Here is a 24,022-nt window from a genome sequence, read left to right as displayed (position 1 = left end):
TACTAATAGGCCGAGGGCTTGTCCTCAGTTGCTCGCGTCCACTGTGTAGGTTCTGAAGTAACGACCGTGTTGCTATCCGGTTGGTTAATTTCATAGAGTTTCGGTGGTCATAGCGTTAGGGAAACGCCCGGTTACATTCCGAACCCGGAAGCTAAGCCTTTCAGCGCCGATGGTACTGCATGGGGGACCGTGTGGGAGAGTAGGACGCCGCCGAACAAATTTTAGCCTCAGGCCCTGGGTCATAGACCCGGGGCCTGAGGCATTTTTGCGTTCATGGCCAGTCCAACGACCCCTCTGCATGAGCCGACCGCCACTCCGGGTAGGGTCATGGGGCATCGTTGGTACATATCCCCACAGGAGGCCCCCGGGTGGAGGTCCAGGAGACGCGCGTACAGACCGACCGCGTGCTCACCATCCCGAACATCCTCAGCATGGCACGCCTCGTCGGCGTCCCCCTCTTCCTGTGGCTGATCCTCCGGCCGGAGTTCGGCGGCCCGCGCAGCGACGGATGGGCGCTGCTGGTGCTCGCGCTGAGCGGGATCAGTGATTACCTCGACGGAAAGCTCGCCCGGCGCTGGAATCAGATCAGCAGCCTCGGCCGGCTCCTCGACCCCGCCGCCGACCGGCTCTACATCCTTTCCACACTTGTCGGTCTCACCTGGCGCGGGATCCTTCCGCTCTGGCTGACCGCCGCCCTTCTGGCGCGTGAGGCGATGCTGCTGGTCATGGTGTGGATTCTGCGCCGCCACGGCTATCCGCCGCCGCAGGTCAACTTCCTCGGCAAGGCCGCCACGTTCAATCTGATGTACGCGTTCCCGTTGCTGCTTCTCAGTGAGGGTGAGGGCTGGTTGCGCTCACTCGCGGCGATTTTCGGATGGGCGTTCGCCGGATGGGGTACAACCCTCTATTGGTGGGCAGGAATCCTCTATGTGGTTCAGGTCCGCCGACTCGTCAAGACGGACCGACAGGCCCGACTGACCTCGCCGTAGTTCCAGAGCCCCAGCGGGGCCGGATGCCGTATGTGCGATACGCAGGCCGGCCCGGGCGCGTGCAGTCGGGATGACCGTCGTCTCTCAAGGAGGACGCTTCCGACATGAAGGCCGTCGTGATGGCCGGTGGCGAAGGCACCCGGCTTCGCCCCATGACCTCGAGCATGCCCAAGCCGCTCCTGCCGGTGGCCAACCGGCCGATCATGGAGCATGTGCTGCGGCTGCTCAAGCGGCACGGGCTCACCGAGACCGTGGTGACCGTGCAGTTCCTCGCCTCCCTCGTCAAGAACTACTTCGGGGACGGCGAGGAGCTGGGCATGGAGCTCACCTATGCCAATGAGGAAAAGCCACTCGGCACCGCGGGCAGCGTGAAGAACGCCGAGGAGGCACTCAAGGACGATGCCTTTCTGGTGATCTCCGGGGACGCCCTCACCGATTTCGACCTGACCGACCTGATCCGTTTCCACAAGGCGAAGGGCGCCCTGGTCACCGTCTGTCTCACCCGGGTGCCCAACCCCCTGGAATTCGGCATCACCATCGTCGACGAGAACGGCAAGGTCGAGCGTTTCCTGGAAAAGCCCACCTGGGGCCAGGTCTTCTCCGACACCGTGAACACCGGCATCTACGTCATGGAGCCGGAGGTCTTCGACTATGTCCAGGCCGACGTCCCGGTCGACTGGTCGGGCGATGTCTTCCCGCAGCTGATGAAGGAAGGCAAGCCGATCTACGGCTATATCGCCGAGGGCTATTGGGAGGACGTCGGCACCCATGAGAGCTACGGCAAGGCCCAGGCCGACGTCCTCGAAGGCAGAGTCGACGTCGACATAGACGGCTTCGAGATCTCACCGGGCGTCTGGGTGGCCGAGGGCGCCGAGGTCCACCCCGACGCCGTCCTGCGCGGCCCGCTCTACATCGGCGACTACGCGAAGGTCGAGGCGGGCGCCGAGATCCGCGAGCACACCGTCGTGGGCTCCAACGTGGTCGTCAAGAGCGGGGCCTTTCTCCACAAGGCCGTCATCCACGACAACGTCTACGTCGGTCAGCAGAGCAATCTGCGTGGCTGCGTGATCGGCAAGAACACCGACATCATGCGCGCCGCCCGCATCGAGGACGGCGCCGTGATCGGCGACGAGTGCCTCATCGGCGAGGAATCGATTATTCAGGGCAATGTCCGGGTCTATCCCTTCAAGACCATCGAGGCGGGCGCGTTCGTCAACACCTCGGTCATCTGGGAGTCCCGCGGCCAGGCCCACCTCTTCGGCACGCGCGGGGTCTCCGGCATCCTCAATGTCGAGATCACCCCCGAGCTCGCGGTCCGGCTCGCCGGCGCGTATGCCACCACGCTCAAGAAGGGGTCGACGGTCACCACCGCGCGGGACCACTCCCGTGGCGCGCGGGCGCTCAAGCGCGCGGTGATCTCCGCGCTGCAGGCCAGCGCCATAGACGTGCGGGATCTGGAGAACGTACCGCTGCCCGTCGCGCGCCAGCAGACCGCGCGGGGCAGCGCCGGCGGCATCATGATCCGTACGTCGCCGGGCGTGCCGGACTCCGTGGACATCATGTTCTTCGACGAGCGCGGCGCCGACCTCTCGCAGGCGGGCCAGCGCAAGCTCGACCGGGTCTACGCCCGCCAGGAGTACCGGCGCGCGTTCCCCGGGGAGATCGGCGACCTGTCGTTCCCGTCCAGCGTCTATGACTCCTACGCGGGGTCGTTGCTGAGGTCCGTGGACACCAGTGGGGTCGCCGAGGCCGGGCTGAAGGTCGTGGTCGACGCGGCGAACGGCAGCGCGGGGCTCGTGCTGCCCAGCCTGCTCGGCCGGCTCGGCGTGGACGCGTTCACCATCAACCTCGGGCTCGACGAATCCCGTCCGACCGAGACGGCCGACGCCCGCCGCGCCGGACTGGTGCGGCTGGGGGAGATCGTCGCGTCGGCGCGGGCCGCCTTCGGTGTGCGGTTCGACCCGGTCGGGGAGCGGATCTCCCTCGTCGACGAGCGCGGCCGCATCGTGGAGGACGACCGGGCGCTGCTGGTCCTCCTCGACCTGGTGGCCGCCGAGCGGCGCAGCGGGAAGGTGGCCCTCCCCGTGACCACGACCCGGATCGCCGAGCAAGTGGCCGCGTACCACGGCACGCAGGTGGAGTGGACGACGACCTCGCCCGACGACCTCACCCGGGTCGGCCGTGCGGAGACCACCATCTTCGGCGGTGACGGGCGGGGCGGGTTCATCGTGCCGGAGTCCAGCAGCGTCTTCGACGGCACGGCCGCGTTCGTGCGCCTGATCGGGATGGTGGCGCGCACTCAGCTCACGCTCAGCCAGATAGACGCCAGGATTCCCCGGGCCCACGTCCTGCGCCGCGACCTCGCGACGCCGTGGGCGGTCAAGGGGCTGGTGATGCGTCATGTGGTCGAGGCGGCCGGTGACCGGTCGGTGGACACGACCGACGGCGTACGGGTGGTCGAGGCCGACGGCCGCTGGGTGATGGTCCTCCCCGACCCCGCGGAGGCCGTGACGCACCTCTGGGCGGAGGGTCCTGACGACGCCTCGGCACAGGCGTTGCTCGACGAGTGGTCGGCGGTCGTGGACGGCGCCGGGCGCTGAGCCTCGGGCGCCGCCGTCCGGGCGCGGGCGGGCGCCGTCTCCTTGTTCCCGGATCCGGCACGCCGGTGGGGCCATTGGGAGACGGCGCCCCCGACGTGCGACGATGTGCGGCATGTCGCAGCAGCCCCCCGTTCGGAGGACGGCACCGCCGTCCCCGCGCCCCGATGCCTCCATGTCGCTGCTGACCAACGTGATGCACCACAGCCTCGACGAGGGGTATGCGGAGGCGGCGGCCCGACGGGAGGCGGAGGGCGGCGAGGGGCTGCCGACCAGGCTGCGCGCCAAGTTGGGGCTCGCCGCGGCCCTGCTGCTCGCCGCGGTGGTGGTGACGCTCGGGGCGGCGCAGGCGCGGATATCGGCACCGACGCTGGCCAAGGAGCGGCAGCAGCTCATCGACCGCATCAACAGGGAGTCCTCGGACGCCGACGCGCTCCAGAAGAACGTCGACACCCTGCGGAACGCGGTCGGCAACAAGCAGCGCGACGTCCTGCAGAAACACGGCGGGGACAAGGCCGACTTGGTGGCCCTGCTCGCGGGTGCCACCGCTGTGCAGGGCCCCGGGGTCAAGCTGGTCGTCGACGATGCCAAGCAGACCAAGCAGAGCAGTGGCAACGGCCCCAGGGAGAGCAGCGGTTTCTCCGACACGGGCCGGGTGCGCGACCGGGACATGCAGCGCATCGTCAACGGCCTGTGGCAGTCGGGTGCCGAGGCGGTCGCGGTGAACGGGCAGCGGCTGACGGCGCTGTCCGCGATCAGGGCCGCCGGTGACGCCATACTGGTCGACAACAAGCCGCTGGTGCCGCCGTACACGGTGCTGGCGATCGGTGACGGGGAGCGCCTGAGCACCGCGTTCCAGAACAGCGCCGACGGGCTCTATCTGCGCGCCTTGCAGCAGAACTACGGGATCCGCACCAGCATTTCCGCTCAGAGCGAGGTGCGGCTTCCGGCCGCGCCGAGTCTGATCGTACGAACAGCGAAGCCGCAGGAGGGTGCCGTGGCAGAGCGCGGCACCGACACAGGGAAGGGCACATCGTGATCGCCGTATTGGGCCTCGTCGTGGGAGTCGTGGTGGGCCTCGTGGTCCGACCCGTGGTGCCGACGGTGGTCGAGCCCTACCTTCCCATCGCCGTCGTGGCGGCTCTCGACGCGGTGTTCGGCGGCCTCCGGGCGATGCTGGACGGGATTTTCGACGACAAGGTCTTTGTCGTCTCCTTCCTGTCCAACGTGGTGGTGGCCGCACTGATCGTCTTCCTGGGCGACAAGCTCGGGGTCGGCGCGCAGCTGTCCACCGGTGTCGTGGTCGTCCTGGGCATCCGCATCTTCTCCAACGCGGCCGCCATCCGGCGGCATGTCTTCCGGGCGTGAGGCCGATGAGCAGCGACGACACGCCCGAGGAGCCGACACCGGCCGACGGCCCTGGGAAGGCCGGCGAGCCGAAGCCCGAGCCGGACAAGCCCGGTGAACCGGGCAAGTCCAGTAAGTCCGCCAAGCCTGGGAAGGCGCCGGACGAGCCCGCCGAGCCCGCGGGAACCGGCGAGGGCCAGAAGGACGAGAAGCCGGGCGAGGCGACAGCGCCCGAGCCCGAGCCCGTGAGCCCGCCCGAGCCGGAGCCCGCGCCCTCTTCCGAGCCCGAGGCTTCCTCGCCGTCACCTTCGCCGTCACCGGAAGGGGCGGCCGAGGCCAAGCCGTTGACCGGGCGTCAACGGCTGCTGAACGGCCTCTGGCCGCCCCGGCTGACGCGGGCCCAGCTCACGGTCGCCGTGCTGCTCTGCGTGCTCGGCCTCGGTCTGGCCATTCAGGTCCGTTCGACGAGCGACAACAGCGCCCTGCGCGGTGCCCGGCAGGAGGATCTCGTACGGATCCTGGACGAGCTGGACAACCGCACCAAGCGCCTGGAGGACGAGAAGCGGCGGCTGGAGAGCCAGCGGACGGAGCTGGAGAGCAGCTCCAACCAGGCAGCCGAGGCCCGTAAGCAGACCGCGCAGAAGGAGCAGCAGCTCGCCGTGCTCGCGGGCACGGTCGCGGCGCAGGGGCCCGGCATCGAGCTCACGGTGAGCGACCCCAAGGGGTCGGTCGAGCCGGACAAGCTGCTGGACACCATCCAGGAGCTGCGGGCCGCGGGCGCGGAGGCGATCCAGATCAATGACGTCCGGGTGACCGCCGATACGTATTTCTCGGGTGCCGCGGGGAAGGTGGAGATCGACGGCAAAAAGGTCTCGCAGCCCTATCTGTTCAAGGTGATCGGCAAGCCGCAGGACCTGGAGCCGGCTCTGAACATCCCTGGTGGTGTCGTGCAGACCCTGGAGAAGGAGCAGGCAGGCGTGTCGGTCAACAGGTCTGAGAAGATCATTGTTGATGCCTTGCGCCCGGCGAAGCGGCCTGACTACGCTCGGTCGTCATCGTAGTGAGGCGGGCGGGTCCAAGGGCTTCGAGCGGAGGCCACGAGGTTGCGGGGGGTCGGCGCATCAAGTCGAGGGTGCGTGGTGGAAACTGTCTGTTGACCGCGGACGTTGTATGGATGTCCAGGTCGGACGGTGTGTGCATCGAGGGTTCGTCCTGCCCCACGGGCGGGTCTGTTTCGGTCAAGGGGAATCGCCCGTGAAGTTGTTTGCGAAGTTGTTCGGCAAGAGCGCACGCCAGGAGGGTGGCAGCGGCTCGGCCCGCCACCGGGCGTCGCGCCCCGCGGAAGGCGCGGAAGGTGCCCAGGAGGGGCGCCCCCTGTTCCGGGACCAGCTGGGCGCGTCCGGTGGGGAGGCTCCGGGAGGGCCCGGCGCGTCCGCTGTTGACCCTGCCGCGGCCGGACGCATAGGTTTCGGGGCACCAGCGACCTCAAGTGCGGGTGGAGGGTTTGCCTTGCCGGTGTGTACGAGGTGTGGCCATCGCAATGCCGAGGCCAGTCGGTTCTGCTCCAACTGCGGTGCGCCGCTGCGCCCCGGGGCAGTGGCGGAGCGGGCTTCCGAGACGACCTCGACCATCTCCATCTCCGGTCTCGAGGCGTACGACTCCGAGACCACCGGTCAGACGCCGATCCCGACGCTCTCCCCCGAGGCCCAGGCGGCCGTCGACGCCCTTCCGCTGGGCTCGGCGCTGCTGGTGGTCCGCCGCGGGCCCAATTCGGGCAGCCGGTTCCTGCTGGACGGCGACCTGACCACCGCGGGCCGGCACCCGCAGAGCGACATCTTCCTGGACGACGTCACCGTCTCGCGGCGGCACGTGGAATTCCGCCGCGGGCAGAACGGCGGCTTCACCGTCGCCGACGTCGGCAGCCTCAACGGCACCTATGTGAACCGGGAGCGGATCGACTCGGTCGAGCTGTCCAACGGCGACGAAGTGCAGATCGGCAAGTACCGTCTGGTCTTCTACGGCAGCCAGCGGGGGATCTGACCCTCCCCGGTCTCCGTCCGGGGGTATCTCCAGGGAAGGGCCATGCTGCGAACACCGTCAGGCGGCGCCGGGTCATCCGGTGCCGCCGGTGCCGAAGGGCGGCTGGTGAGCATCGGCACGGTGCTCAACCTGCTGCGTGAGGAGTTCCCCGAGGTCACGATCTCCAAGATCCGTTTCCTGGAGTCGGAGGGCCTGGTCGAGCCTCAGCGCACGCCGTCCGGATACCGCAAGTTCAGCCCGGAGGACGTGGAGCGGCTGGGATACGTGCTGCGCATGCAGCGCGACCACTATCTGCCGCTCCGGGTCATCAGGGAGCACCTCGACGCGCTCGCCAGGGGCGAGCGCGTGCAGCTGCCCGTCGCCGGTCAGGTGCACGGTATCGACGCCCCCGCGGACGGGGCCCAGGGCGCGGGCGAGGTCGCCGTGGCGGCCTTCGAGCGCCCCACGGCCGCCCGTCTGGGCAGGCAGGAGCTCCTGGGCGCCACGGGCGTCACGGAGAGCGAGCTGGCCGAGTGGGAGTCGTACGGCCTGGTCGTGGCCCACTCGGACGGCGGATTCGACATTGATTCGGTCAATGTCGCGAAGCTGGTGACGGACCTGGGGCGGTTCGGCCTGGAGCCCCGGCACCTTCGCGTCATGAAGGCCGCCGCCGACCGCCAGGCCGGACTGGTCGAACAAGTGGTCGCACCGCTGCGCAGGCACCGCAACCCGCAGACCAGGGCGCACGCCGAGGCCACCGCGCGCGAGCTCGCGGCGCTCTCCGTACGCCTGCACGCGGCGCTTGTACAGGCCGCGCTGCGGGCGCGTTCGCACTGACCGGCGAGTGCCCGACTACCCAAACCTGCCGGGCACGTCCTAGGGTTGCTGTGTGAACGAGCTCGATGTCGTGGGTGTCCGGGTGGAAATGCCCTCCAACCAGCCGATCGTGCTCCTGCGTGAAGTGGGAGGCGATCGATACCTCCCGATCTGGATCGGACCGGGAGAGGCGACGGCCATCGCCTTCGCCCAGCAGGGCATGGCGCCGGCCCGGCCGCTGACCCATGACCTTTTCAAGGACGTGCTGGAAGCGGTGGGGCAGGAGCTCACGGAGGTCCGCATCACGGATCTGCGCGAAGGCGTGTTCTACGCGGAGCTCGTCTTCGCCAGCGGCGTGGAGGTCAGCGCCAGGCCGTCCGACGCCATAGCGCTGGCGCTGCGCACCGGTACGCCGATCTACGGCAGCGACGGGGTGCTGGACGACGCGGGGATCGCCATCCCGGACGAGCAGGAGGACGAGGTCGAGAAGTTCCGCGAGTTCCTCGACCAGATCTCGCCGGAGGACTTCGGCACCAACAGCCAGTGAGGCGTACTGCGGCCCTGTGAGCGGCAGGCGCGGCGCATTCGATTAGCCTTTCCCGGCACACGGATACGTAAAACCACTCTCTGGGTGATTATCACTCGGCGTGCCGAGTGTGGCGATCGTTGACGCGCCCCGGGTGACTGCCTACCGTCGAGAAGGCAGGTCAAGGACGGAGGTCGGCGTGAGAAGCATGGGCGACGGTACAGCGGTCGGCAGTCCGTATCCGCTGTATGGGGGAACGGTCGAACAGCCCTCCCGTCATACCGTCCCGGCCGCGGTCAGCGCACCGCAGGGGCCGGAGACCGACAAGATCGGGTATCGGGGGCCGACGGCGTGTGCCGCGGCGGGCATCACCTATCGACAGCTCGACTACTGGGCGCGTACGGGCCTGGTCGAGCCGAGCGTACGGCCGGCCTACGGCTCGGGGAGCCAGCGGCTCTACAGCTTCCGGGACGTGGTCGTCCTCAAGATCGTGAAACGGCTGCTGGACGCGGGGGTCTCCCTGCAGAACATCCGCACGGCCGTGCAGCACCTGGGGGCACGCGGGATGGGTGACCTCCCGCAGATGACGCTGATGAGCGACGGTGCCACGGTCTACGAGTGCACCTCGCCCGACGAGGTCGTCGACCTGCTCCAGGGCGGCCAGGGCGTCTTCGGGATCGCCGTGGGCGTCGTCTGGCGCGACATCGAGCACGTGCTCTCCCAGCTGCACGGCGAGCGTGTGGACACGGGCGAGACCCTCGTCGGCCACAACCCCGCGGACGAGCTGGCGAGGCGCCGCAACCGCGCGGTCTGAAGGCCCGGCGCGGCCCGCTCGCCGACGCTCCGTCGCACGTCAGCGCGATTGTCGGTGGTGTGCGGGAACATCGGTGGTGTGAGATCCGCACCGACGATCCTGCACCTGGACATGGACGCCTTCTACGCCTCGGCGGAGCAGGCGGCCAAGCCCAGCCTGCGCGGGAAGCCCGTGGTGGTCGGCGGGATCGGCCCGCGCGGTGTCGTCGCCACGGCTTCGTACGAGGCGCGCGTCTTCGGCGTCCACTCGGCGATGGCCACCGCCCAGGCGCGCCGGCTGTGTCCCAACGCCGCCTACCTCACCCCGAGGTTCACGCTCTACCGCGAGGTGAGCGAGGTCGTCATGGGCCTGCTGGGCGAGCTCTCGCCGCTGGTGGAGCCGCTCAGCCTCGACGAGGCGTTCGTCGACCTGGAGGCGGGCGGCGTCGAGCCCTCCGTGTCCGCGGTCCGGGCCGTGGGGGAGCGGCTGCGGCGGGACATCCGCGTGGCGACGGGCCTCAGCGGCTCGGTGGGGCTCGCCGGATCCAAGATGCTCGCCAAGATCGCCTCCGAGCAGGCCAAGCCCGACGGTCTGTTCCTCATCGAGCCGGGCACCGAGGCCGGGCTGCTGGGCCCCATGTCCGTCCGCGCCATCCCCGGGGTGGGCCCCGCCACGGCCGAGACGCTGCGCCGCGCGGGCATCACGACGGTCGCGGAGACCGGCGAGGCCGGTGAGGCGGAGCTGGTGCGGCTGCTCGGCAAGGCCCACGGAGCGGGGCTGTACGCCCTGGCCACGGGCCATGACGACCGGCCGGTGGTCGCCGAGCGGGACGCCAAGTCCGTGTCGGTGGAGGACACCTTCGAAGAAGACCTGACCGATCGCGTCCGGGTCCAGCTGGAGCTCGCCCGCCTCGCCGACCGGTGTGTGCAGCGGCTGCGGGCGGCCGGGCGCTCGGGGCGCACGGTCGTGATCAAGGTGCGGCGCTATGACTTCTCCACCCTGACCCGCTCCGAGACGCTGCGCGGGCCGACCGACGACCTGAGCGTGGTGCGGGAGGCGGCGGGGCGGCTGCTGGAGGGCGTGGACACCACGGCGGGCGTGCGGCTGCTGGGCGTCGGTGTCACGGGCCTCGCCGACTACACCCAGGAGGATCTCTTCGCCCAGGCCGCGAGCGAGGCCGCGGCCGCCGCCGAAGCGGCCGCCGCGGAGGTCCACCGGGCCGAGGGGGAGGAGCCCGAGGAGGCCCCGGAGGCCGTCGGGGCGCCGCCGCGCCGCTGGCTGCCCGGGCTGGACGTCCGCCACGCGGAGTTCGGCGCGGGCTGGATCCAGGGCAGCGGGGTCGGCCGCGTCACCGTCCGGTTCGAGCAGCCCTGGTCCGAGCCCGGGAGGGTGCGCACGTTCGCCGTCGACGACCCCGCGCTGGAACCGGCCGAGCCCCTGCCGCTGATACGGCCCGTGGATCAGCTGCCCGAGCCGTTGACCGTGCCGAGCCCCTCGTCGGCCCGCTCGGGCACCGAGGTCCCGGCCGGGCCGGACGCGGCACCCGTCGCGGGAGGGGAGCCCGCCGTGGGGAGCGCGAGGCCGTAGTGGTGGTAGAGCTGGAGCTCCTGCTCGGGGGAGAGGTGCCGGCCGACCCCGAAGTCCGGGGCGTCCTTGATCAGGGCGCGTTCGTAGGGGACGCGCAGCGTGTCGTCCACGACCTCGCTGGGTTCCAGGGGCACGAAGGCGTCGCGGCTGAACAGCCCGGTGCGTACGGCCGCCCACTCGGGCTCGCCGGTCTCGTCGTCGAGATACACCTCGTCCACGGTGCCGATCTTCGCGCCGTCGCGGTCGAACGCCTTGCGGCCGATGAGACTCCGCGGGTCGATATCGGTCTGCACCGTTCCTCCCATGGTTCGCGCTGTCCCCGACCGCCTCGGCAATCCCTTGAACACCCTCCTGAACACCCTCCCGACAACAACGAAAAGGCACAAAGCGGGAACCGGCCACTCGAGGGATCCCCTCCGACCCGCGCTGGTAGGCTGGCCAGTGGCCGCAGACCCCGTGCGGGAGAGTCCTCCGAGAGCCCTGCCGGGCTTCGACGGGGGCGCCGAAGGAGCAAATCCTCCCCGGAATCTCTCAGGCACACGTACCGCATGGACGAGGTCACTCTGGAAAGCAGGGCGGGCCCCGGTAGGCACGACGCCGAAGCCCGTCCTCACCGACGGTGAAAGCCGGTCCCCCGCGGCCCGGTGAAGCTCTCAGGTTGAGATGACAGAGGGGGAGGCCGTCCGGGTACCCGCGCCGTGGTACCCCTCGCAGGTCGCAATGACCAGGAGGCCTCCGCAGATGACAGCCCACCGCATCTCCCTTTCCGACCTGGAGCGTGGCACGCCCTTCGAGCGGCGCCACATAGGGCCCGACAGCGCGGCCCAGGCCAAGATGCTCGCCCAGGTCGGATTCGGCTCCCTCGACGAACTCACCGACGCCGCCGTGCCGGACGTGATCAAGGCCACCGAGGCCTCGGCCCTGCCCGAGGCCCGCAGCGAGGCCGAGGTCCTCGCCGAACTGCGCTCGCTCGCCGACCGCAACCAGGTGCTCGCCCCGATGATCGGCCTCGGCTACCACGGCACCTTCACCCCGCCGGTGATCCTGCGCAACGTCATGGAGAACCCGGCCTGGTACACCGCCTACACCCCCTACCAGCCGGAGATCTCCCAGGGCCGGCTGGAGGCGCTCCTCAACTTCCAGACCGTCGTCGCCGACCTCACCGGCCTGCCCACCTCCGGCGCCTCCCTGCTCGACGAGGGCACCGCGGCGGCCGAGGCCATGGCGCTCTCCCGCCGCGTCGGCAAGGTCAAGCAGGGCGTCTTCCTCGTCGACGCCGACACCCTGCCGCAGACCGTCGCGGTGATTCAGACCCGCGCCGAACCGACCGGTGTCGAGGTCGTCGTCGCCGACCTCTCCCAGGGCATCCCCGAGGAGACCGCCGAGCGCGGGGTCTTCGGTGTGCTGCTGCAGTATCCCGGTGCCTCCGGTGTCGTGCGCGACCTGCGGCCGGTCATCGAGCGCGCCCACGAGCTCGGCGCGATCGTCACCGTCGCCGCCGACCTGCTCGCCCTCACCCTGCTCACCTCGCCCGGTGAGCTCGGCGCGGACATCGCGGTCGGCACGACTCAGCGGTTCGGCGTCCCCATGGGCTTCGGCGGCCCGCACGCCGGATTCATGGCCGTGCGCGAACAGTTCGCCCGCAGCCTGCCCGGCCGGCTCGTCGGCGTCTCCGTCGACGCCGACGGCAACAAGGCCTACCGCCTGGCCCTCCAGACGCGTGAGCAGCACATCCGCCGCGAGAAGGCCACCAGCAACATCTGCACCGCCCAGGTGCTGCTCGCCGTCATGGCCGGGATGTACGCCGTCTACCACGGCCCCGACGGCCTCGCCTCGATCGCCCGGCGCACCCACCGCTACGCCACGCTGCTCGCGGCGGGGCTGCGGGCCGGTGGCGTCGAGGTCGCGCACGGCTCGTACTTCGACACCCTGACCGTGAGAGTCCCGGGCCGGGCCGCCGAGGCCGTCGCCGGCGCCCGTGACCGCGGCGTCAACCTCCGGCTGATCGACGCCGACCGGGTCGGGATCGCCTGCGACGAGACCACCACCCGTGAGCTCGTGGCCTCCGTGTGGTCGGCGTTCGGGGTGGACGCCGACATCGAGGCGCTGGACGCCACCACGCCGGACGCGCTCCCCGAGGGCCTGCTGCGCACCGACGACTACCTCACCCACCCGGTCTTCCACGCGCACCGCTCCGAGACCGCGATGCTGCGCTACCTGCGCAGCCTCGCCGACCGGGACTACGCACTGGACCGCGGGATGATCCCGCTCGGTTCCTGCACCATGAAGCTCAACGCCACCACCGAGATGGAGCCGGTCACCTGGCCCGAGTTCGGTGCGCTCCACCCCTTCGCGCCCGTGGAGCAGGCCGGCGGCTATCTCACGCTGATCACGGAGCTGGAGGAGCGGCTCGCCGAGGTCACCGGCTACGACAAGGTCTCCATCCAGCCGAACGCCGGCTCCCAGGGCGAGCTCGCGGGCCTGCTGGCCGTCCGGGCCTACCACCGCGCCAACGGCGACGAGCAGCGCACCGTCTGTCTCATCCCGTCCTCCGCGCACGGCACCAACGCCGCCAGCGCCGTGATGGCCGGGATGAAGGTCGTCGTCGTCAAGACCGGCGAGGACGGCGAGGTGGACGCCGACGACCTGCGCGCGAAGATCGCGCAGCACCGCGACGAGCTGGCCGTGCTGATGGTGACCTACCCCTCCACGCACGGGGTGTTCGAGGAGCACATCAGCGACATCTGCGCGCTGGTGCACGACGCGGGCGGGCAGGTCTACGTGGACGGGGCGAACCTCAACGCCCTGGTGGGCGTGGCCAAGCCGGGCCGGTTCGGCGGCGACGTCTCGCACCTCAACCTGCACAAGACGTTCTGCATCCCGCACGGCGGCGGCGGTCCGGGCGTCGGCCCGGTCGGCGTCCGCGCCCACCTGGCGCCGTACCTCCCCAACCACCCGCTCCAGCCCGCCGCGGGCCCGGCGACCGGTGTCGGTCCGATCTCGGCCGCTCCGTGGGGTTCCGCGGGCATCCTGCCGATCTCCTGGGCGTACGTCCGGCTGATGGGCGGCGAGGGCCTCAAGCGCGCCACGCAGGTCGCGGTGCTCGGCGCCAACTACATCGCCAAGCGGCTGGAGCCCCACTACCCGGTGCTCTACACCGGTCCGAACGGGCTGGTGGCGCACGAGTGCATCGTGGACCTGCGGCCGCTGACGAAGGCCACGGGGGTGAGCGTCGACGATGTCGCCAAGCGGCTGATCGACTACGGCTTCCACGCGCCCACCATGTCGTTCCCGGTCGCGGGCACCCTGATGATCGAGCCGACGGAGAGCGAGGACCTCGCCGAGCTGGATCGTTTCTGCGAGGCGATGATCGCCATCCGCGCCGAGATCGAGAAGGTCGGCTCCGGCGAGTGGGCGAAGGACGACAATCCGCTGCGGAACGCCCCGCACACCGCCGCCTCGGTGACCGGTGCGTGGGAGCACCCGTACACCCGTGAGGAGGCCGCATACCCGGCCGGGGTGTCCGCCGACAAGTACTGGCCGCCGGTGCGGCGCGTCGACGGCGCCTACGGCGACCGTAACCTCGTCTGCTCCTGCCCTCCGATGGAGGAGTACGAGAACTGAGCCCGAGCGGGGCCCGGGCGCGCGTCGCCCGGGTCCTTCGAGGCCGGACGCGAGTCGGGGCCGGTTCGGCGACTGCGCCGGGCCGGCCCCTGTCTGTGCGTGGTGCTGTGCGGTGCTGCCGTGCGTGGTGCGGATACGCGCTGTGCGCAGTGCCCGTACTGCGTGTGCGGTAGAGCTGTCTCAGGCAGCGGTCACCACATGACCTGTGCCCAGTGGCCGGTGCGGGGCGATGATCTGCCCGTCCGGCAGCAGCTCACCGGTGTCCTCGAAGCAGAGGACGCCGTTGCACAGCAGGCTCCAGCCCTGTTCCGGGAAGTGCGCCACGAGGTGGGCGGCCTCCCGGTCGGCGGATTCGGCTGACGGGCACATGGGCTGGTGCTGGCACATGGGAGGGTTCTTTCGCTGTGATGTGGTGGCTGTCCTGCGGCTCGGTGCTGTGGTCATGCCGCCCCCCGTTGGCGAATGGTTTGGTCGATACCAGTGTTGCCCCACGGGCGCGATTCCGCAGGGATTTCCCGGCAGCGCTCCTCTCCCGATGAGGACGCGTCACCCGTGCGGGCGGTTGCCGCCAACAAGACTGCCTCTTCGGGGGGTTCGGCGTGGCCGCGGTGGGCTAGTCCGGGAGGGTGAGCACAGATGTACGCCCCGTGGCTGCCGGGGCCACGGGGCGTGTCCGCTCCACTGCGGAGAGCGGCTCAGGCCGGTGTTTTGAGCAGTGGCGGCGGAGCGAGCCGGTGGGTGAGCACGGACAGCAGCTCGGCGAAGCGGTGCGCGCGGTGCGCGGCGATCCCGGGCGGCGCGGGGGCGAGCGGCACCAGCAGGTCGCCGGGGCCCGGCAGCCCGGACGCGGCGTCCGCGGCGACGTCGCCGTGCAGCCAGAGGGTGAGCATGTAGAGCTCGGGCACGGACAGCAGCCGCGGCTGGTACGGCGTCGGCAGCGCCTCGGCCTGGCGCACCGCGAGCTCGGTGGCGGCGAGATACGGCCCCTCGAAGAAGTGGGAGAACGCCCAGCCGTCCGCGGTCGGCGCCGTCTCGCCCGCGGCCACCGCGCGCTCGGGCCCCCGGATCAGGAAGCGCCAGCCGGTGAGCCGGGTGCGAGGGGTGCCGCCGCGCGGGGTGACCTGCTCCAGGACGTGTACGGGAAGCGGGAGTTCGGGGGTCAGCGGCCCGGTCGCGGCCCGCAGCGAGGGGGTGCGGGCCTCGCGTACGGCGGTGGGGGAGCCGAGGGCGGCGACGATGCTGAGCAGGGCGGGCGCGGGGGCGGTCAGGGCGTGCAGCGGCATGGTGGGTCGCCTCTCACTTCGGAGACACGTGGTGCTGGGCAGGTGCGGACGACGCTGTCGGCGTGCGGGGTCAGAGGGGGCCGGGGACCGTACCGACTGCCGGGGCCGGGGCGCTGCTCTCTGCCCTGTTCCGGAGTTTATACGACACATGTTCACATGGTGTTTCGGCTAGCTGTCGCGAGTATTTCCCGCAAGAGGAAATCCGGTGCGTCGCCCAAGGGTGATTTCGGTGATTCTGTGCCGAATTCTCTTCCCTCACCTCGGGTTATTCACCGGGGAGGGTAGGCCGGATCTCGTCGGTGTTTATCACCAGCGCAATGCGCAAAAACGGAGTATTGCACCATGCCGACGGAATGTGCCACGGCGCACACCTCGCAGAGCCTACTGGGTATGCGGTGCCGACGGGGCGTTATCGATCACATTGGCTGGGCATCATCGACCGTGACGCGGGCCGCCGACGCCGCGGGCGGCCCAGGTGAGGAGGGCGCTGCGATGGGTGAGAAGCTGGTGGCCGAGGGGTTCGACCTCGCCGACCGGCAACGCCACCGGGACAAGCTCCGGCAGTGCCTCGACGCGCTGGCGCGACTGCTGGCGGAGAAGCGGTTCGACCGACCCCGGAATCTTATGGGCCTGGAGATCGAGCTGAATCTCGCGGGGCCCGACGGGATGCCGAGCATGGTGAACTCCGAAGTGCTGAAACGTATCGCCAGTGGGGATTTCCAGACCGAACTCGGCCGCTTCAACCTCGAAGTGAACATTGTTCCCCACCAGCTCTCCGGACGGGTTCTCGACCAGCTCGCCGAGGAGTTGCGCACCGGGCTTTCCTATGCCGACCGCAAGGCCATGGAGGTCGATTCGGGGATCGTGATGATCGGCATTCTGCCGACCCTGGAGGACCGGCACCTGGTCTCCTCGAACCTTTCCGACGACCACCGCTACGCACTGCTCAACGACCAGGTGGTCGCCGCGCGGGGCGAGCACTTCACCATCGACATCGAGGGCGTGGAGCGGCTGACCTGCACCGCGGGCTCGATCGCCCCCGAATCCGCCTGCACCTCCGTGCAGTTGCACCTCCAGGTCACCCCGCGCCGGTTCGCCGCCGTGTGGAACGCCGCCCAGGTCGTGGCCGCGGCCCAGATCGCCGTCGGGGCCAACTCGCCCTTCCTCTTCGGGCGGGAGCTGTGGCGCGAGTCCCGGCCGCCGCTGTTCGTGCAGTCCACGGACACCCGCCCGCCCGAGCTGAAGGCGCAGGGGGTCCGGCCGCGGACCTGGTTCGGGGAGCGCTGGATCGATTCGGCGTACGACCTCTTCGAGGAGAACCTGCGCTTCTTCCCGCCCCTGCTGCCCATCTCCCACCCGGAGGACCCGCTCCGGGCGCTGGAGGAGGGCAAGGTGCCCGCGCTGCACGAACTGATCCTGCACAACGGCACGGTCTACCGCTGGAACCGGCCGGTCTACGGAATAGCCGACGGCGTCCCCCACCTGCGCGTCGAGAACAGGGTGCTGCCCGCGGGCCCCACGGTCACCGACGTCATCGCCAACGCCGCCTTCTACTACGGGCTGATCCGCGCGCTCGCGGAGGAGTCCCGCCCGGTGTGGACCCGGATGCCCTTCGCGGTCGCCGCGGACAACTTCGACACCGCCTGCCGCCACGGCATCGACGCCTGGCTGCGCTGGCCGAAGGGCGGCCGGAACGCGCCGCTCGTACGGATGCCCGCCGTGCGGCTCGTTCAGGAGGAACTGCTGCCGCTGGCCGCAGCCGGGCTCGACGCGTGGGGCGTCGAACCCGCCGACCGCGACCGCTACCTCGGCGTCATCGAAGGGCGCTGTGCGGGCCGGACGAACGGGGCGTCCTGGCAGGCGGCCACGTACCACCGGGCGCTGGAGCGGGGGTTGGGGCGGGACAAGGCCCTGGCCGCCACGACGCGCCGGTACTGCGAGCTGATGCGCACGGGGGAGCCGGTGCACTTGTGGAGGGCGGGGCTGGGGGACTGACGGTGGCTCCCTCTCTCTGACGCGCCCGCACCGTGTGTCCCCGGACTTCGCCGGGCGGGCCGGATTTCCCAGCCCGCCCGGCGTTTGACAAGCTGGGGGCCCATGAGGCTGGGGATAGGCAAGGTGGAGGCGGTCGTGCCGCAGAACGGGCGGGGTGAAGCCGGCACCCTGCCGAGCACCGAGGCGGCTGCCCGCCGGCTGCTGAGCGGGGAGACCCTCCTCGTCCTGGCCCTGTCGCTCGGGGCCAGCGCCGTGTCCGCGCTGATCAGCTTCGTCGGAGCGGCAACCCGCCCCGGCGGCCTCAAGGAACAGGCCGCCCGGCTCAACGCCTCGCACGCCCCCGGCCGCCCCTGGCTGGACCTCGCCTGGCAGGTCTTCGGCATCGCGACCGCGCTGGTGCCCGTCTTCCTCGTCGCCCACCTGTTGCTCCGCGAGGGCGCGGGCCTGCGGGCCATCGGCTTCGACCGGCGGCGCCCCGGCTCCGACCTGGCCCGGGGCACGGCGGTCGCGGCGGCCATCGGCGGCACCGGGCTGCTCTTCTATCTCGGTGTGCGGGCCGCGGGGTTCAACCTGACCGTGGTGCCCGAGTCGCTGCCCGACGTGTGGTGGAAGCTGCCCGTCCTGATCGCCTCCGCCGTGCAGAACGCCGTGCTGGAAGAGGTCGTGGTCGTCGGCTATCTCCTGCGCCGGCTGGGGCAGCTGGGCTGGACACCGATGGCGGCCCTGGCGGCGAGCGCCGTGCTGCGCGGCTCGTACCACCTGTACCAGGGGATCGGCGGGTTCATCGGCAACATGGTGATGGGCGTCGTGTTCGTGCTGCTCTACCGGCGCTGGGGGCGGGTCGGGCCGCTGGTCGCCGCGCACGCCCTGATCGACATCGTGGCCTTCGTCGGCTACGCGCTGCTCGCGGGCAAGGTGGGCTGGCTGCCCACGGCGTGATCCACGGTGCGCTGGAGCGGGGGTCGTCCGGCGGCCCCCGCTCCAGCGCGTTCCGCCCCGGCTAGGCGAGCAGTTCGCCGTCGATGACGGTGACGGCGTTGCCGGTCAGCAGCGTGCGGTCACCGCGTACCGAGGTGCGTACGAGACCGGTGCGTGCGGACGCCTGGAGGCCCGTCAGGTCCTCGCGGCCCAGGCGGGCGGACCAGAAGGGGGCCAGCGCGGTGTGCGCGCTGCCCGTGACGGGGTCCTCGTCGATGCCGACGTTGGGGAAGAAGCAGCGCGAGACGTAGTCGTAGCCGCGCGAGGGGTCCTCCGCCGCGGCGGTGGCGATGATGCCCCGGCGGGAGTGCCGGCCGAGCGCCGCGATGTCGGGTGCCAGCGCCCGTACGGCCTTCTCGTCGGCGAGCTCCACCAGCAGGTCGCCGATGTGCGGGCCGGTGTCGTGGGTGCCGAGCGGTTCGGCGCCGAGGGCCGTCGCGACGCCCTCGGGAGGGGCGGTCGGGATGAGCGGCGCGGTCGGGAAGTCCAGGGTGATCGAGCCGTCCTCGTGCGCGGTCGCGGTGAGGATCCCGCAGCGGGCGGAGAAGCGCACGGTCCCGGTGGCGGCACCCGTCGTGTGCAGGACGTGCGCGGTGGCGAGCGTGGCGTGGCCGCACATGTCGACCTCCGCGACCGGGGTGAACCAGCGCAGCGCCCAGTCCGCGTCGCCGCCCTCCGGCAGCCGGCGGGCGAACGCGGTCTCGGAGAGGTTGACCTCGGCCGCGATCCGCTGGAGCCGGTCGTCGTCGGGGAAGGTGTCGGAGTCGAAGAGGAGGACCCCGGCCGGATTCCCGGCGAAGGGGCGGTCGGTGAAGGCGTCGACGATTCGTATCCGCATGACGGGACCGTAGAAGCCCGGCAAAGCCGCAGGCCAGAGCCAATGCCCGGGAACTGGACCGGAAAGGTGTTGTCGTTCGCTCGTTTCCGATATATCGTTGAGGTATCGCGACCGATCAACGATGGGAGGAACGTCATGTGGCGTTCACAAGGACACGGACATGAGCACGAGCACCACGGACCCGGTCGGCACGGCCGGGGCGACTTCGAGGGGCGGCGCGCCGCCTTTGGTCCCTTCGGGCCCGGCTTCGGCGGCCCGCCGTTCGGCGGCGGGGGACCGTGGGGGCGCGGGCGCGGCGGCGGCCCGGGCGGCAGGGCCCGGCGCGGCGATGTGCGCGCGTCGATCCTGGCGCTGCTGAAGGACCGGCCGATGCACGGCTACGAGATGATCCGGGAGATCGCCGAACGCAGTGGCGGCGCCTGGAAGCCGAGCCCCGGCTCCGTCTACCCGACGCTCCAGATGCTCGAGGACGAGGGTCTGATCGAGAGCGTGAGCGAGGGCGGCAAGAAGCTGTTCACGCTCACCGACGCGGGCCGCACCGAGGCGGACGCGGGCTCGCAGACGCCTTGGGAAGAGGTCGGCCGAGGGGTCGACTGGGAGGCGATGCAGGAGATCCGGCAGGCGGGCTTCGGGCTGATGGAGGCCTTCGGGCAGGTCTGGAAGACCGGCAGCAAGGAGCAGCGCCAGAAGGCGCTGGAGATCGTCAACGAATCGCGCAAGAAGCTCTATCTGATCCTCGCCGACGAGGGCTGAGGCCACGGAGCCGAGGAGCCGGTGCCCCCGCGGGATCTCCCGCGGGGGCACCGGCGTCCCTGAGACGCGTCCGCTTCCCGTCCTCCTCAAGGAGGAGGCGCCAGCCGCCTGTGCCCACCTCTCGTCGGATGCGCGAATGCTTCCCGCCGGGGATGCTCCGACGGCGCGTTCCTGGTGGGGTGGAAGGGTGCAAAGCCGTACATGTGGCGGGCGGCATCGAGCCCGTGCACGACCCCGGCACCGTCGACGCGGACACCGCGGCCGACGCCTTCGCCCGCAGCGGCGCCCGCGTGGCCTGCATCTGCTCCAGCGACAAGCTCTACGCCGAACAGGCCGAAGCCGTCGCCACCGCCCTCCGGCAGGCGGGCGCGGCCCGGGTGTTCCTCGCCGGACGCCCCGACGCCGCGCAGCAGGAAACGTACCGACGGGCCGGAGTCGACGAATTCGTCTTCGCGGGCGGCGACGCCGTCACCGTCCTCACCTCCGTCCTCGACCGCATGGGAGTGGCGTGATGCCCGTCCCCGACTTCTCCGGCATCGAACTGGGCCCGGCGGGCCACGCCCCCGCCGACCCCGGGCAGTGGCGGGCCGCGCTCAAGGAGAGCACCGGCCACAGCCCCGAGGACCTCGTCTGGGAGACCCCCGAGGGCATCGGCGTCAAGCCGCTCTACACCGCCGAGGACCTGCGCGGGCTGGACTTCCTGGGCACGCACCCCGGCATCGCGCCGTACCTCCGCGGCCCGTACCCCACGATGTACGTCAACCAGCCGTGGACGATCCGGCAGTACGCCGGGTTCTCCACCGCCGAGGAGTCCAACGCCTTCTACCGCCGCAACCTGGCGGCCGGTCAGAAGGGCCTCTCCGTCGCCTTCGACCTGCCCACCCACCGCGGCTACGACAGCGACCACCCGCGCGTGACCGGTGACGTCGGCATGGCGGGCGTCGCCATCGACTCCATCTACGACATGCGGCAGCTCTTCGACGGCATCCCGCTGGACCGGATGAGCGTGTCGATGACGATGAACGGCGCCGTGCTGCCCGTCCTCGCCCTCTACATCGTCGCCGCCGAGGAGCAGGGCGTACCGCCCGAGAAGCTGGCCGGGACCATCCAGAACGACATCCTCAAGGAGTTCATGGTCCGCAACACCTACATCTATCCGCCCGGGCCCTCCATGCGGATCATCTCCGACATCTTCTCGTACACCTCGCAGAAGATGCCGCGCTACAACTCCATCTCCATCTCCGGCTACCACATCCAGGAAGCCGGGGCGACGGCCGACCTCGAACTCGCCTACACCCTCGCCGACGGCGTGGAATACCTGAAGGCGGGCATCGACGCCGGGCTCGGCGTCGACGCCTTCGCGCCGCGCCTGTCCTTCTTCTGGGCGATCGGCATGAACTTCTTCATGGAGATCGCCAAGCTCCGCGCGGCCCGGCTGCTGTGGGCCAAGCTCGTCAAGCGCTTCGAACCGCAGAACGCCAAGTCGCTGTCGCTGCGCACCCATTCGCAGACCTCCGGCTGGTCGCTGACCGCGCAGGACGTCTTCAACAACGTCGCGCGGACCTGTGTCGAGGCCATGGCGGCCACCCAGGGGCACACCCAGTCCCTGCACACCAACGCCCTCGACGAGGCCCTGGCCCTGCCCACCGACTTCTCCGCCCGCATCGCCCGCAACACCCAGCTCCTCCTCCAGCAGGAGTCCGGGACCTGCCGGGTCATCGACCCCTGGGGCGGCAGCGCGTACGTCGAGAAGCTCACCCACGACCTCGCGCGCCGCGCCTGGCAGCACATCGAGGAGGTCGAGGCCGCGGGCGGCATGGCCCGGGCCATCGACGCGGGTATCCCCAAGCTGCGCGTCGAGGAGGCCGCCGCCCGCACCCAGGCGCGCATCGACTCCGGCCGGCAGCCCGTGATCGGCGTCAACAAGTACCGGGTCGACAGCGACGAGCAGATCGACGTCCTCAAGGTCGACAACTCCTCCGTGCGCACCCAGCAGATCGAGAAGCTGCGGCGGCTGCGCGCCGAGCGCGACGAGGCCGTCTGCCAGGACGCCCTGCGCGCGCTCACCGCGGCGGCCGGCTCCGGCCCCGGCGCGGGCCTGGAGGGCAACCTGCTGGCCCTCGCCGTGAACGCCGCCCGCGCCAAGGCGACCGTCGGCGAGATCTCCGACGCCCTGGAGAAGGTCTACGGCCGGCACGCCGGGCAGATCCGTACGATCTCCGGTGTGTACCGCGAAGAAGCCGGATCGTCCTCAGGAGTTGAACGAACCCGCGCGCTGGTCGCGGCCTTCGAGCGGGAGGACGGCCGTCGCCCGCGCATCCTCGTCGCCAAGATGGGCCAGGACGGGCACGACCGCGGCCAGAAGGTCATCGCCACCGCCTTCGCCGACCTCGGCTTCGACGTCGACGTCGGCCCGCTCTTCCAGACGCCCGAGGAGGTCGCCCGGCAGGCGGTGGAGGCCGACGTGCACGTCGTCGGCGTCTCTTCGCTCGCCGCGGGCCACCTCACGCTCGTCCCCGCGCTCCGTGAGCAACTGGCCGAGCAGGGCCGGGAGGACATCATGATCGTCGTCGGCGGTGTCATCCCGCCGCAGGACGTCGAGCCGCTGCGGGAGATGGGCGCCGCCGCCGTCTTCCTGCCCGGCACCGTCATCCCGGACGCCGCCCACGACCTGCTGAAGACCCTCGCCGGGGTCCTCGGCCACGAGTTGTGAGCCCATGGCACGCTCGATCGATCTGGACGCGTACGTCAAGGGTGTGCTCGACGGCAGGCGGGCGACCGTCGCCCGCGCCATCACGCTCGTGGAGTCGACCCGCGCCGACCATCGGGAGCTCGCCCAGCGGATGCTGACCGAGCTGCTGCCCCACGCGGGCACGGCACGGCGCATCGGCATCACGGGCGTCCCCGGCGTCGGCAAGTCCACCTTCATCGACGCCCTCGGCACTATGCTGACCGGGCTCGGGCACAAGGTCGCCGTGCTCGCCGTCGACCCGTCCTCCAGCCGGACCGGCGGCAGCATCCTGGGCGACAAGACCCGCATGGAGCGGCTCGCCGTCGACCCCGCCGCCTTCGTCCGGCCCTCGCCCACCGCCGGGACCCTCGGCGGGGTCGCCCGCGCCACCCGCGAGACCATCGTGGTGATGGAGGCCGCCGGTTACGACGTGGTGCTGGTCGAGACCGTCGGCGTCGGCCAGTCCGAGACCGCGGTCGCCGACATGGTCGACACCTTCCTCATGCTCACCCTCGCCCGCACCGGCGACCAGCTCCAGGGCATCAAGAAGGGCGTACTCGAACTCGCCGACGTCATCGCCGTCAACAAGGCCGACGGCCCGCACGAGCGCGACGCGAAGTCCGCGGCGCGCGAACTCGCCGGAGCGCTGCGGCTGTTGCAGGCCCCCGACGCGACCTGGAACCCCCCGGTCCTCACGTGCAGCGCGCGCGAGGGCACGGGCCTCGACACGCTCTGGGAGCGGCTGGAACAGCACCGGCGGGTGCTCGACGCGACGGGCGAACTGGCCGTGCGCCGCCGTGACCAACAGGTCGACTGGGTCTGGACGATGGTCCGCGAACAGCTCCTGACGGAGCTGCGCGAGCATCCTGGTGTGCGGTCTCTTGGGCCCGATCTGGAACGGGCCGTACGGGAGGGGACGTTGCCGGCGAGCGCCGCCGCCGAGCGCTTGCTCCGCACGTTCCGCCCGTGACGGGTGGCTTGTTCCCCACCTCGCCCCTTCCCGCAGCGTCTGATGCTCGGCTCCGCCGAGGCCGGGGCTCCGCCCCGGACCCCCGGTCGGGTGCGGCCCGGCGGTTTGTTTCCCCTATCCCGCCCCTTCCCGAAACTGGGGCTCCGCCCCAGACCCCGGTCCTCAAACGCCGGACG

General features: G+C 70.8%; 19 protein-coding genes, 1 rRNA gene, 2 pseudogenes and 1 riboswitch. Of the genes and pseudogenes, 18 read left to right on the top strand and 4 right to left on the bottom strand.

Annotation, left to right across the window (positions count from 1 at the left end; genetic code table 11):
- Positions 1–99 precede the first annotated feature (99 nt).
- From rrf to ABD269_RS29640, 11 genes and pseudogenes are all read left to right on the top strand, one after another.
- Positions 100–216: ribosomal RNA gene (rrf, locus tag ABD269_RS29690) — 5S ribosomal RNA — on the top strand.
- Positions 217–368: 152 nt separating this feature from the next.
- Entirely contained in the window at positions 369–989 is a 621-nt protein-coding gene (clsA, locus tag ABD269_RS29685; protein WP_344122883.1) for a cardiolipin synthase ClsA, read from the top strand.
- A 104-nt stretch (positions 990–1,093) separates the two neighbouring features.
- Positions 1,094–3,589, top strand: a complete 2,496-nt coding sequence (locus ABD269_RS29680) for a mannose-1-phosphate guanyltransferase (protein ID WP_301889286.1) — start codon at positions 1,094–1,096, stop codon at positions 3,587–3,589.
- A 112-nt stretch (positions 3,590–3,701) separates the two neighbouring features.
- The gene (locus tag ABD269_RS29675) at positions 3,702–4,625 is read left to right on the top strand and encodes a DUF881 domain-containing protein (RefSeq protein WP_344122881.1); all 924 of its coding nucleotides are present in this window, start codon (positions 3,702–3,704) and stop codon (positions 4,623–4,625) included.
- Entirely contained in the window at positions 4,622–4,954 is a 333-nt protein-coding gene (locus ABD269_RS29670) for a small basic family protein (RefSeq protein ID WP_030364457.1), read from the top strand. Before ABD269_RS29675 ends, ABD269_RS29670 begins: the two co-directional genes overlap by 4 nt.
- A gap of 5 nt (positions 4,955–4,959) precedes the next feature.
- The gene (locus ABD269_RS29665) at positions 4,960–5,994 is read left to right on the top strand and encodes a DUF881 domain-containing protein (protein WP_344122876.1); all 1,035 of its coding nucleotides are present in this window, start codon (positions 4,960–4,962) and stop codon (positions 5,992–5,994) included.
- 109 nt (positions 5,995–6,103) lie between these two features.
- Complete coding sequence (locus tag ABD269_RS29660) at positions 6,104–6,973, top strand: double zinc ribbon and FHA domain-containing protein (RefSeq protein ID WP_301889295.1); 870 nt, start codon at positions 6,104–6,106, stop codon at positions 6,971–6,973.
- 42 nt (positions 6,974–7,015) lie between these two features.
- Complete coding sequence (gene ftsR / locus ABD269_RS29655; protein WP_301889296.1) at positions 7,016–7,789, top strand: transcriptional regulator FtsR; 774 nt, start codon at positions 7,016–7,018, stop codon at positions 7,787–7,789.
- 52 nt (positions 7,790–7,841) lie between these two features.
- A complete protein-coding gene (locus ABD269_RS29650; protein ID WP_006123076.1) occupies positions 7,842–8,315 on the top strand; it encodes a bifunctional nuclease family protein in 474 nt (157 codons plus the stop codon).
- Between the two features lie 178 nt (positions 8,316–8,493).
- Positions 8,494–9,108 (top strand): MerR family transcriptional regulator, encoded by a 615-nt coding sequence (locus ABD269_RS29645; RefSeq protein WP_301889330.1) that lies wholly within the window; start codon positions 8,494–8,496, stop codon positions 9,106–9,108.
- A 78-nt stretch (positions 9,109–9,186) separates the two neighbouring features.
- Positions 9,187–10,540 (top strand): annotated as a pseudogene (locus tag ABD269_RS29640) (DNA polymerase IV); the annotation flags it as partial.
- 7 nt (positions 10,541–10,547) lie between these two features.
- On the opposite strand, the gene ABD269_RS29635 reads toward ABD269_RS29640, so the two are convergent.
- Positions 10,548–10,979 carry a PRC-barrel domain-containing protein gene (locus tag ABD269_RS29635; protein WP_344122871.1) on the bottom strand — a complete coding sequence of 144 codons (432 nt, stop codon included), beginning with the start codon at positions 10,977–10,979 and terminating at the stop codon, positions 10,548–10,550.
- Positions 10,980–11,123: 144 nt separating this feature from the next.
- Positions 11,124–11,231: riboswitch (glycine riboswitch) on the top strand.
- Positions 11,232–11,415: 184 nt separating this feature from the next.
- Here ABD269_RS29635 and gcvP point away from each other — a divergent pair.
- Positions 11,416–14,298, top strand: coding sequence for an aminomethyl-transferring glycine dehydrogenase (gene gcvP, locus ABD269_RS29630; RefSeq protein ID WP_344122869.1), 2,883 nt, complete (start codon positions 11,416–11,418; stop codon positions 14,296–14,298).
- Between the two features lie 180 nt (positions 14,299–14,478).
- Here gcvP and ABD269_RS29625 read toward each other — a convergent pair whose 3' ends face one another.
- Entirely contained in the window at positions 14,479–14,685 is a 207-nt protein-coding gene (locus ABD269_RS29625) for a DUF5999 family protein (RefSeq protein WP_301889334.1), read from the bottom strand.
- 308 nt (positions 14,686–14,993) lie between these two features.
- The gene (locus tag ABD269_RS29620) at positions 14,994–15,581 is read right to left on the bottom strand and encodes a hypothetical protein (protein ID WP_301889336.1); all 588 of its coding nucleotides are present in this window, start codon (positions 15,579–15,581) and stop codon (positions 14,994–14,996) included.
- 492 nt (positions 15,582–16,073) lie between these two features.
- On the opposite strand from ABD269_RS29620, the gene ABD269_RS29615 reads away from it, so the two are divergent.
- Together ABD269_RS29615 and ABD269_RS29610 are read left to right on the top strand one after the other, a co-directional pair.
- Complete coding sequence (locus tag ABD269_RS29615; RefSeq protein ID WP_344122862.1) at positions 16,074–17,576, top strand: glutamate-cysteine ligase family protein; 1,503 nt, start codon at positions 16,074–16,076, stop codon at positions 17,574–17,576.
- Positions 17,577–17,678: 102 nt separating this feature from the next.
- Positions 17,679–18,515 (top strand): CPBP family intramembrane glutamic endopeptidase, encoded by an 837-nt coding sequence (locus tag ABD269_RS29610; RefSeq protein WP_344122858.1) that lies wholly within the window; start codon positions 17,679–17,681, stop codon positions 18,513–18,515.
- Between the two features lie 61 nt (positions 18,516–18,576).
- Here the strand turns inward: ABD269_RS29610 and ABD269_RS29605 are convergent, their stop codons facing one another.
- The gene (locus ABD269_RS29605; protein WP_344122856.1) at positions 18,577–19,392 is read right to left on the bottom strand and encodes a PhzF family phenazine biosynthesis protein; all 816 of its coding nucleotides are present in this window, start codon (positions 19,390–19,392) and stop codon (positions 18,577–18,579) included.
- Positions 19,393–19,527: 135 nt separating this feature from the next.
- On the opposite strand from ABD269_RS29605, the gene ABD269_RS29600 reads away from it, so the two are divergent.
- From ABD269_RS29600 to meaB, 4 genes and pseudogenes are all read left to right on the top strand, one after another.
- Positions 19,528–20,145 carry a PadR family transcriptional regulator gene (locus tag ABD269_RS29600; RefSeq protein ID WP_301889340.1) on the top strand — a complete coding sequence of 206 codons (618 nt, stop codon included), beginning with the start codon at positions 19,528–19,530 and terminating at the stop codon, positions 20,143–20,145.
- 206 nt (positions 20,146–20,351) lie between these two features.
- Positions 20,352–20,657 (top strand): annotated as a pseudogene (locus ABD269_RS29595) (methylmalonyl-CoA mutase); the annotation flags it as partial.
- Positions 20,657–22,858, top strand: coding sequence for a methylmalonyl-CoA mutase (gene scpA, locus ABD269_RS29590; protein WP_344122853.1), 2,202 nt, complete (start codon positions 20,657–20,659; stop codon positions 22,856–22,858). The pseudogene ABD269_RS29595 and the gene scpA, both read left to right, overlap by 1 nt.
- A gap of 4 nt (positions 22,859–22,862) precedes the next feature.
- Complete coding sequence (gene meaB, locus ABD269_RS29585) at positions 22,863–23,846, top strand: methylmalonyl Co-A mutase-associated GTPase MeaB (RefSeq protein ID WP_344122851.1); 984 nt, start codon at positions 22,863–22,865, stop codon at positions 23,844–23,846.
- The last annotated feature ends 176 nt before the right edge of the window (positions 23,847–24,022 follow it).

Source organism: Streptomyces blastmyceticus, assembly GCF_039521185.1.
Taxonomy (GTDB): domain Bacteria; phylum Actinomycetota; class Actinomycetes; order Streptomycetales; family Streptomycetaceae; genus Streptomyces; species Streptomyces blastmyceticus.
The sequence above is the reverse complement of the archived record's forward strand: the minus strand, read 5'-3'. Positions and strand labels throughout refer to the sequence as shown.

Coding starts and splice junctions, on each gene's coding strand:
- ABD269_RS29680 (WP_301889286.1), top strand. CDS start 1,094: ATGAAGGCCGTCGTGATGGCCGGTGGCGAAGGCACCCGGCTTCGCCCC.
- ABD269_RS29675 (WP_344122881.1), top strand. CDS start 3,702: ATGTCGCAGCAGCCCCCCGTTCGGAGGACGGCACCGCCGTCCCCGCGC.
- ABD269_RS29665 (WP_344122876.1), top strand. CDS start 4,960: ATGAGCAGCGACGACACGCCCGAGGAGCCGACACCGGCCGACGGCCCT.
- ABD269_RS29660 (WP_301889295.1), top strand. CDS start 6,104: ATGGATGTCCAGGTCGGACGGTGTGTGCATCGAGGGTTCGTCCTGCCC.
- ftsR (WP_301889296.1), top strand. CDS start 7,016: ATGCTGCGAACACCGTCAGGCGGCGCCGGGTCATCCGGTGCCGCCGGT.
- ABD269_RS29635 (WP_344122871.1), bottom strand. CDS start 10,979: ATGGGAGGAACGGTGCAGACCGATATCGACCCGCGGAGTCTCATCGGC.
- gcvP (WP_344122869.1), top strand. CDS start 11,416: ATGACAGCCCACCGCATCTCCCTTTCCGACCTGGAGCGTGGCACGCCC.
- ABD269_RS29625 (WP_301889334.1), bottom strand. CDS start 14,685: ATGTGCCAGCACCAGCCCATGTGCCCGTCAGCCGAATCCGCCGACCGG.
- ABD269_RS29620 (WP_301889336.1), bottom strand. CDS start 15,581: ATGCCGCTGCACGCCCTGACCGCCCCCGCGCCCGCCCTGCTCAGCATC.
- ABD269_RS29615 (WP_344122862.1), top strand. CDS start 16,074: ATGGGTGAGAAGCTGGTGGCCGAGGGGTTCGACCTCGCCGACCGGCAA.
- ABD269_RS29610 (WP_344122858.1), top strand. CDS start 17,679: ATGAGGCTGGGGATAGGCAAGGTGGAGGCGGTCGTGCCGCAGAACGGG.
- ABD269_RS29605 (WP_344122856.1), bottom strand. CDS start 19,392: ATGCGGATACGAATCGTCGACGCCTTCACCGACCGCCCCTTCGCCGGG.
- ABD269_RS29600 (WP_301889340.1), top strand. CDS start 19,528: ATGTGGCGTTCACAAGGACACGGACATGAGCACGAGCACCACGGACCC.
- scpA (WP_344122853.1), top strand. CDS start 20,657: ATGCCCGTCCCCGACTTCTCCGGCATCGAACTGGGCCCGGCGGGCCAC.
- meaB (WP_344122851.1), top strand. CDS start 22,863: ATGGCACGCTCGATCGATCTGGACGCGTACGTCAAGGGTGTGCTCGAC.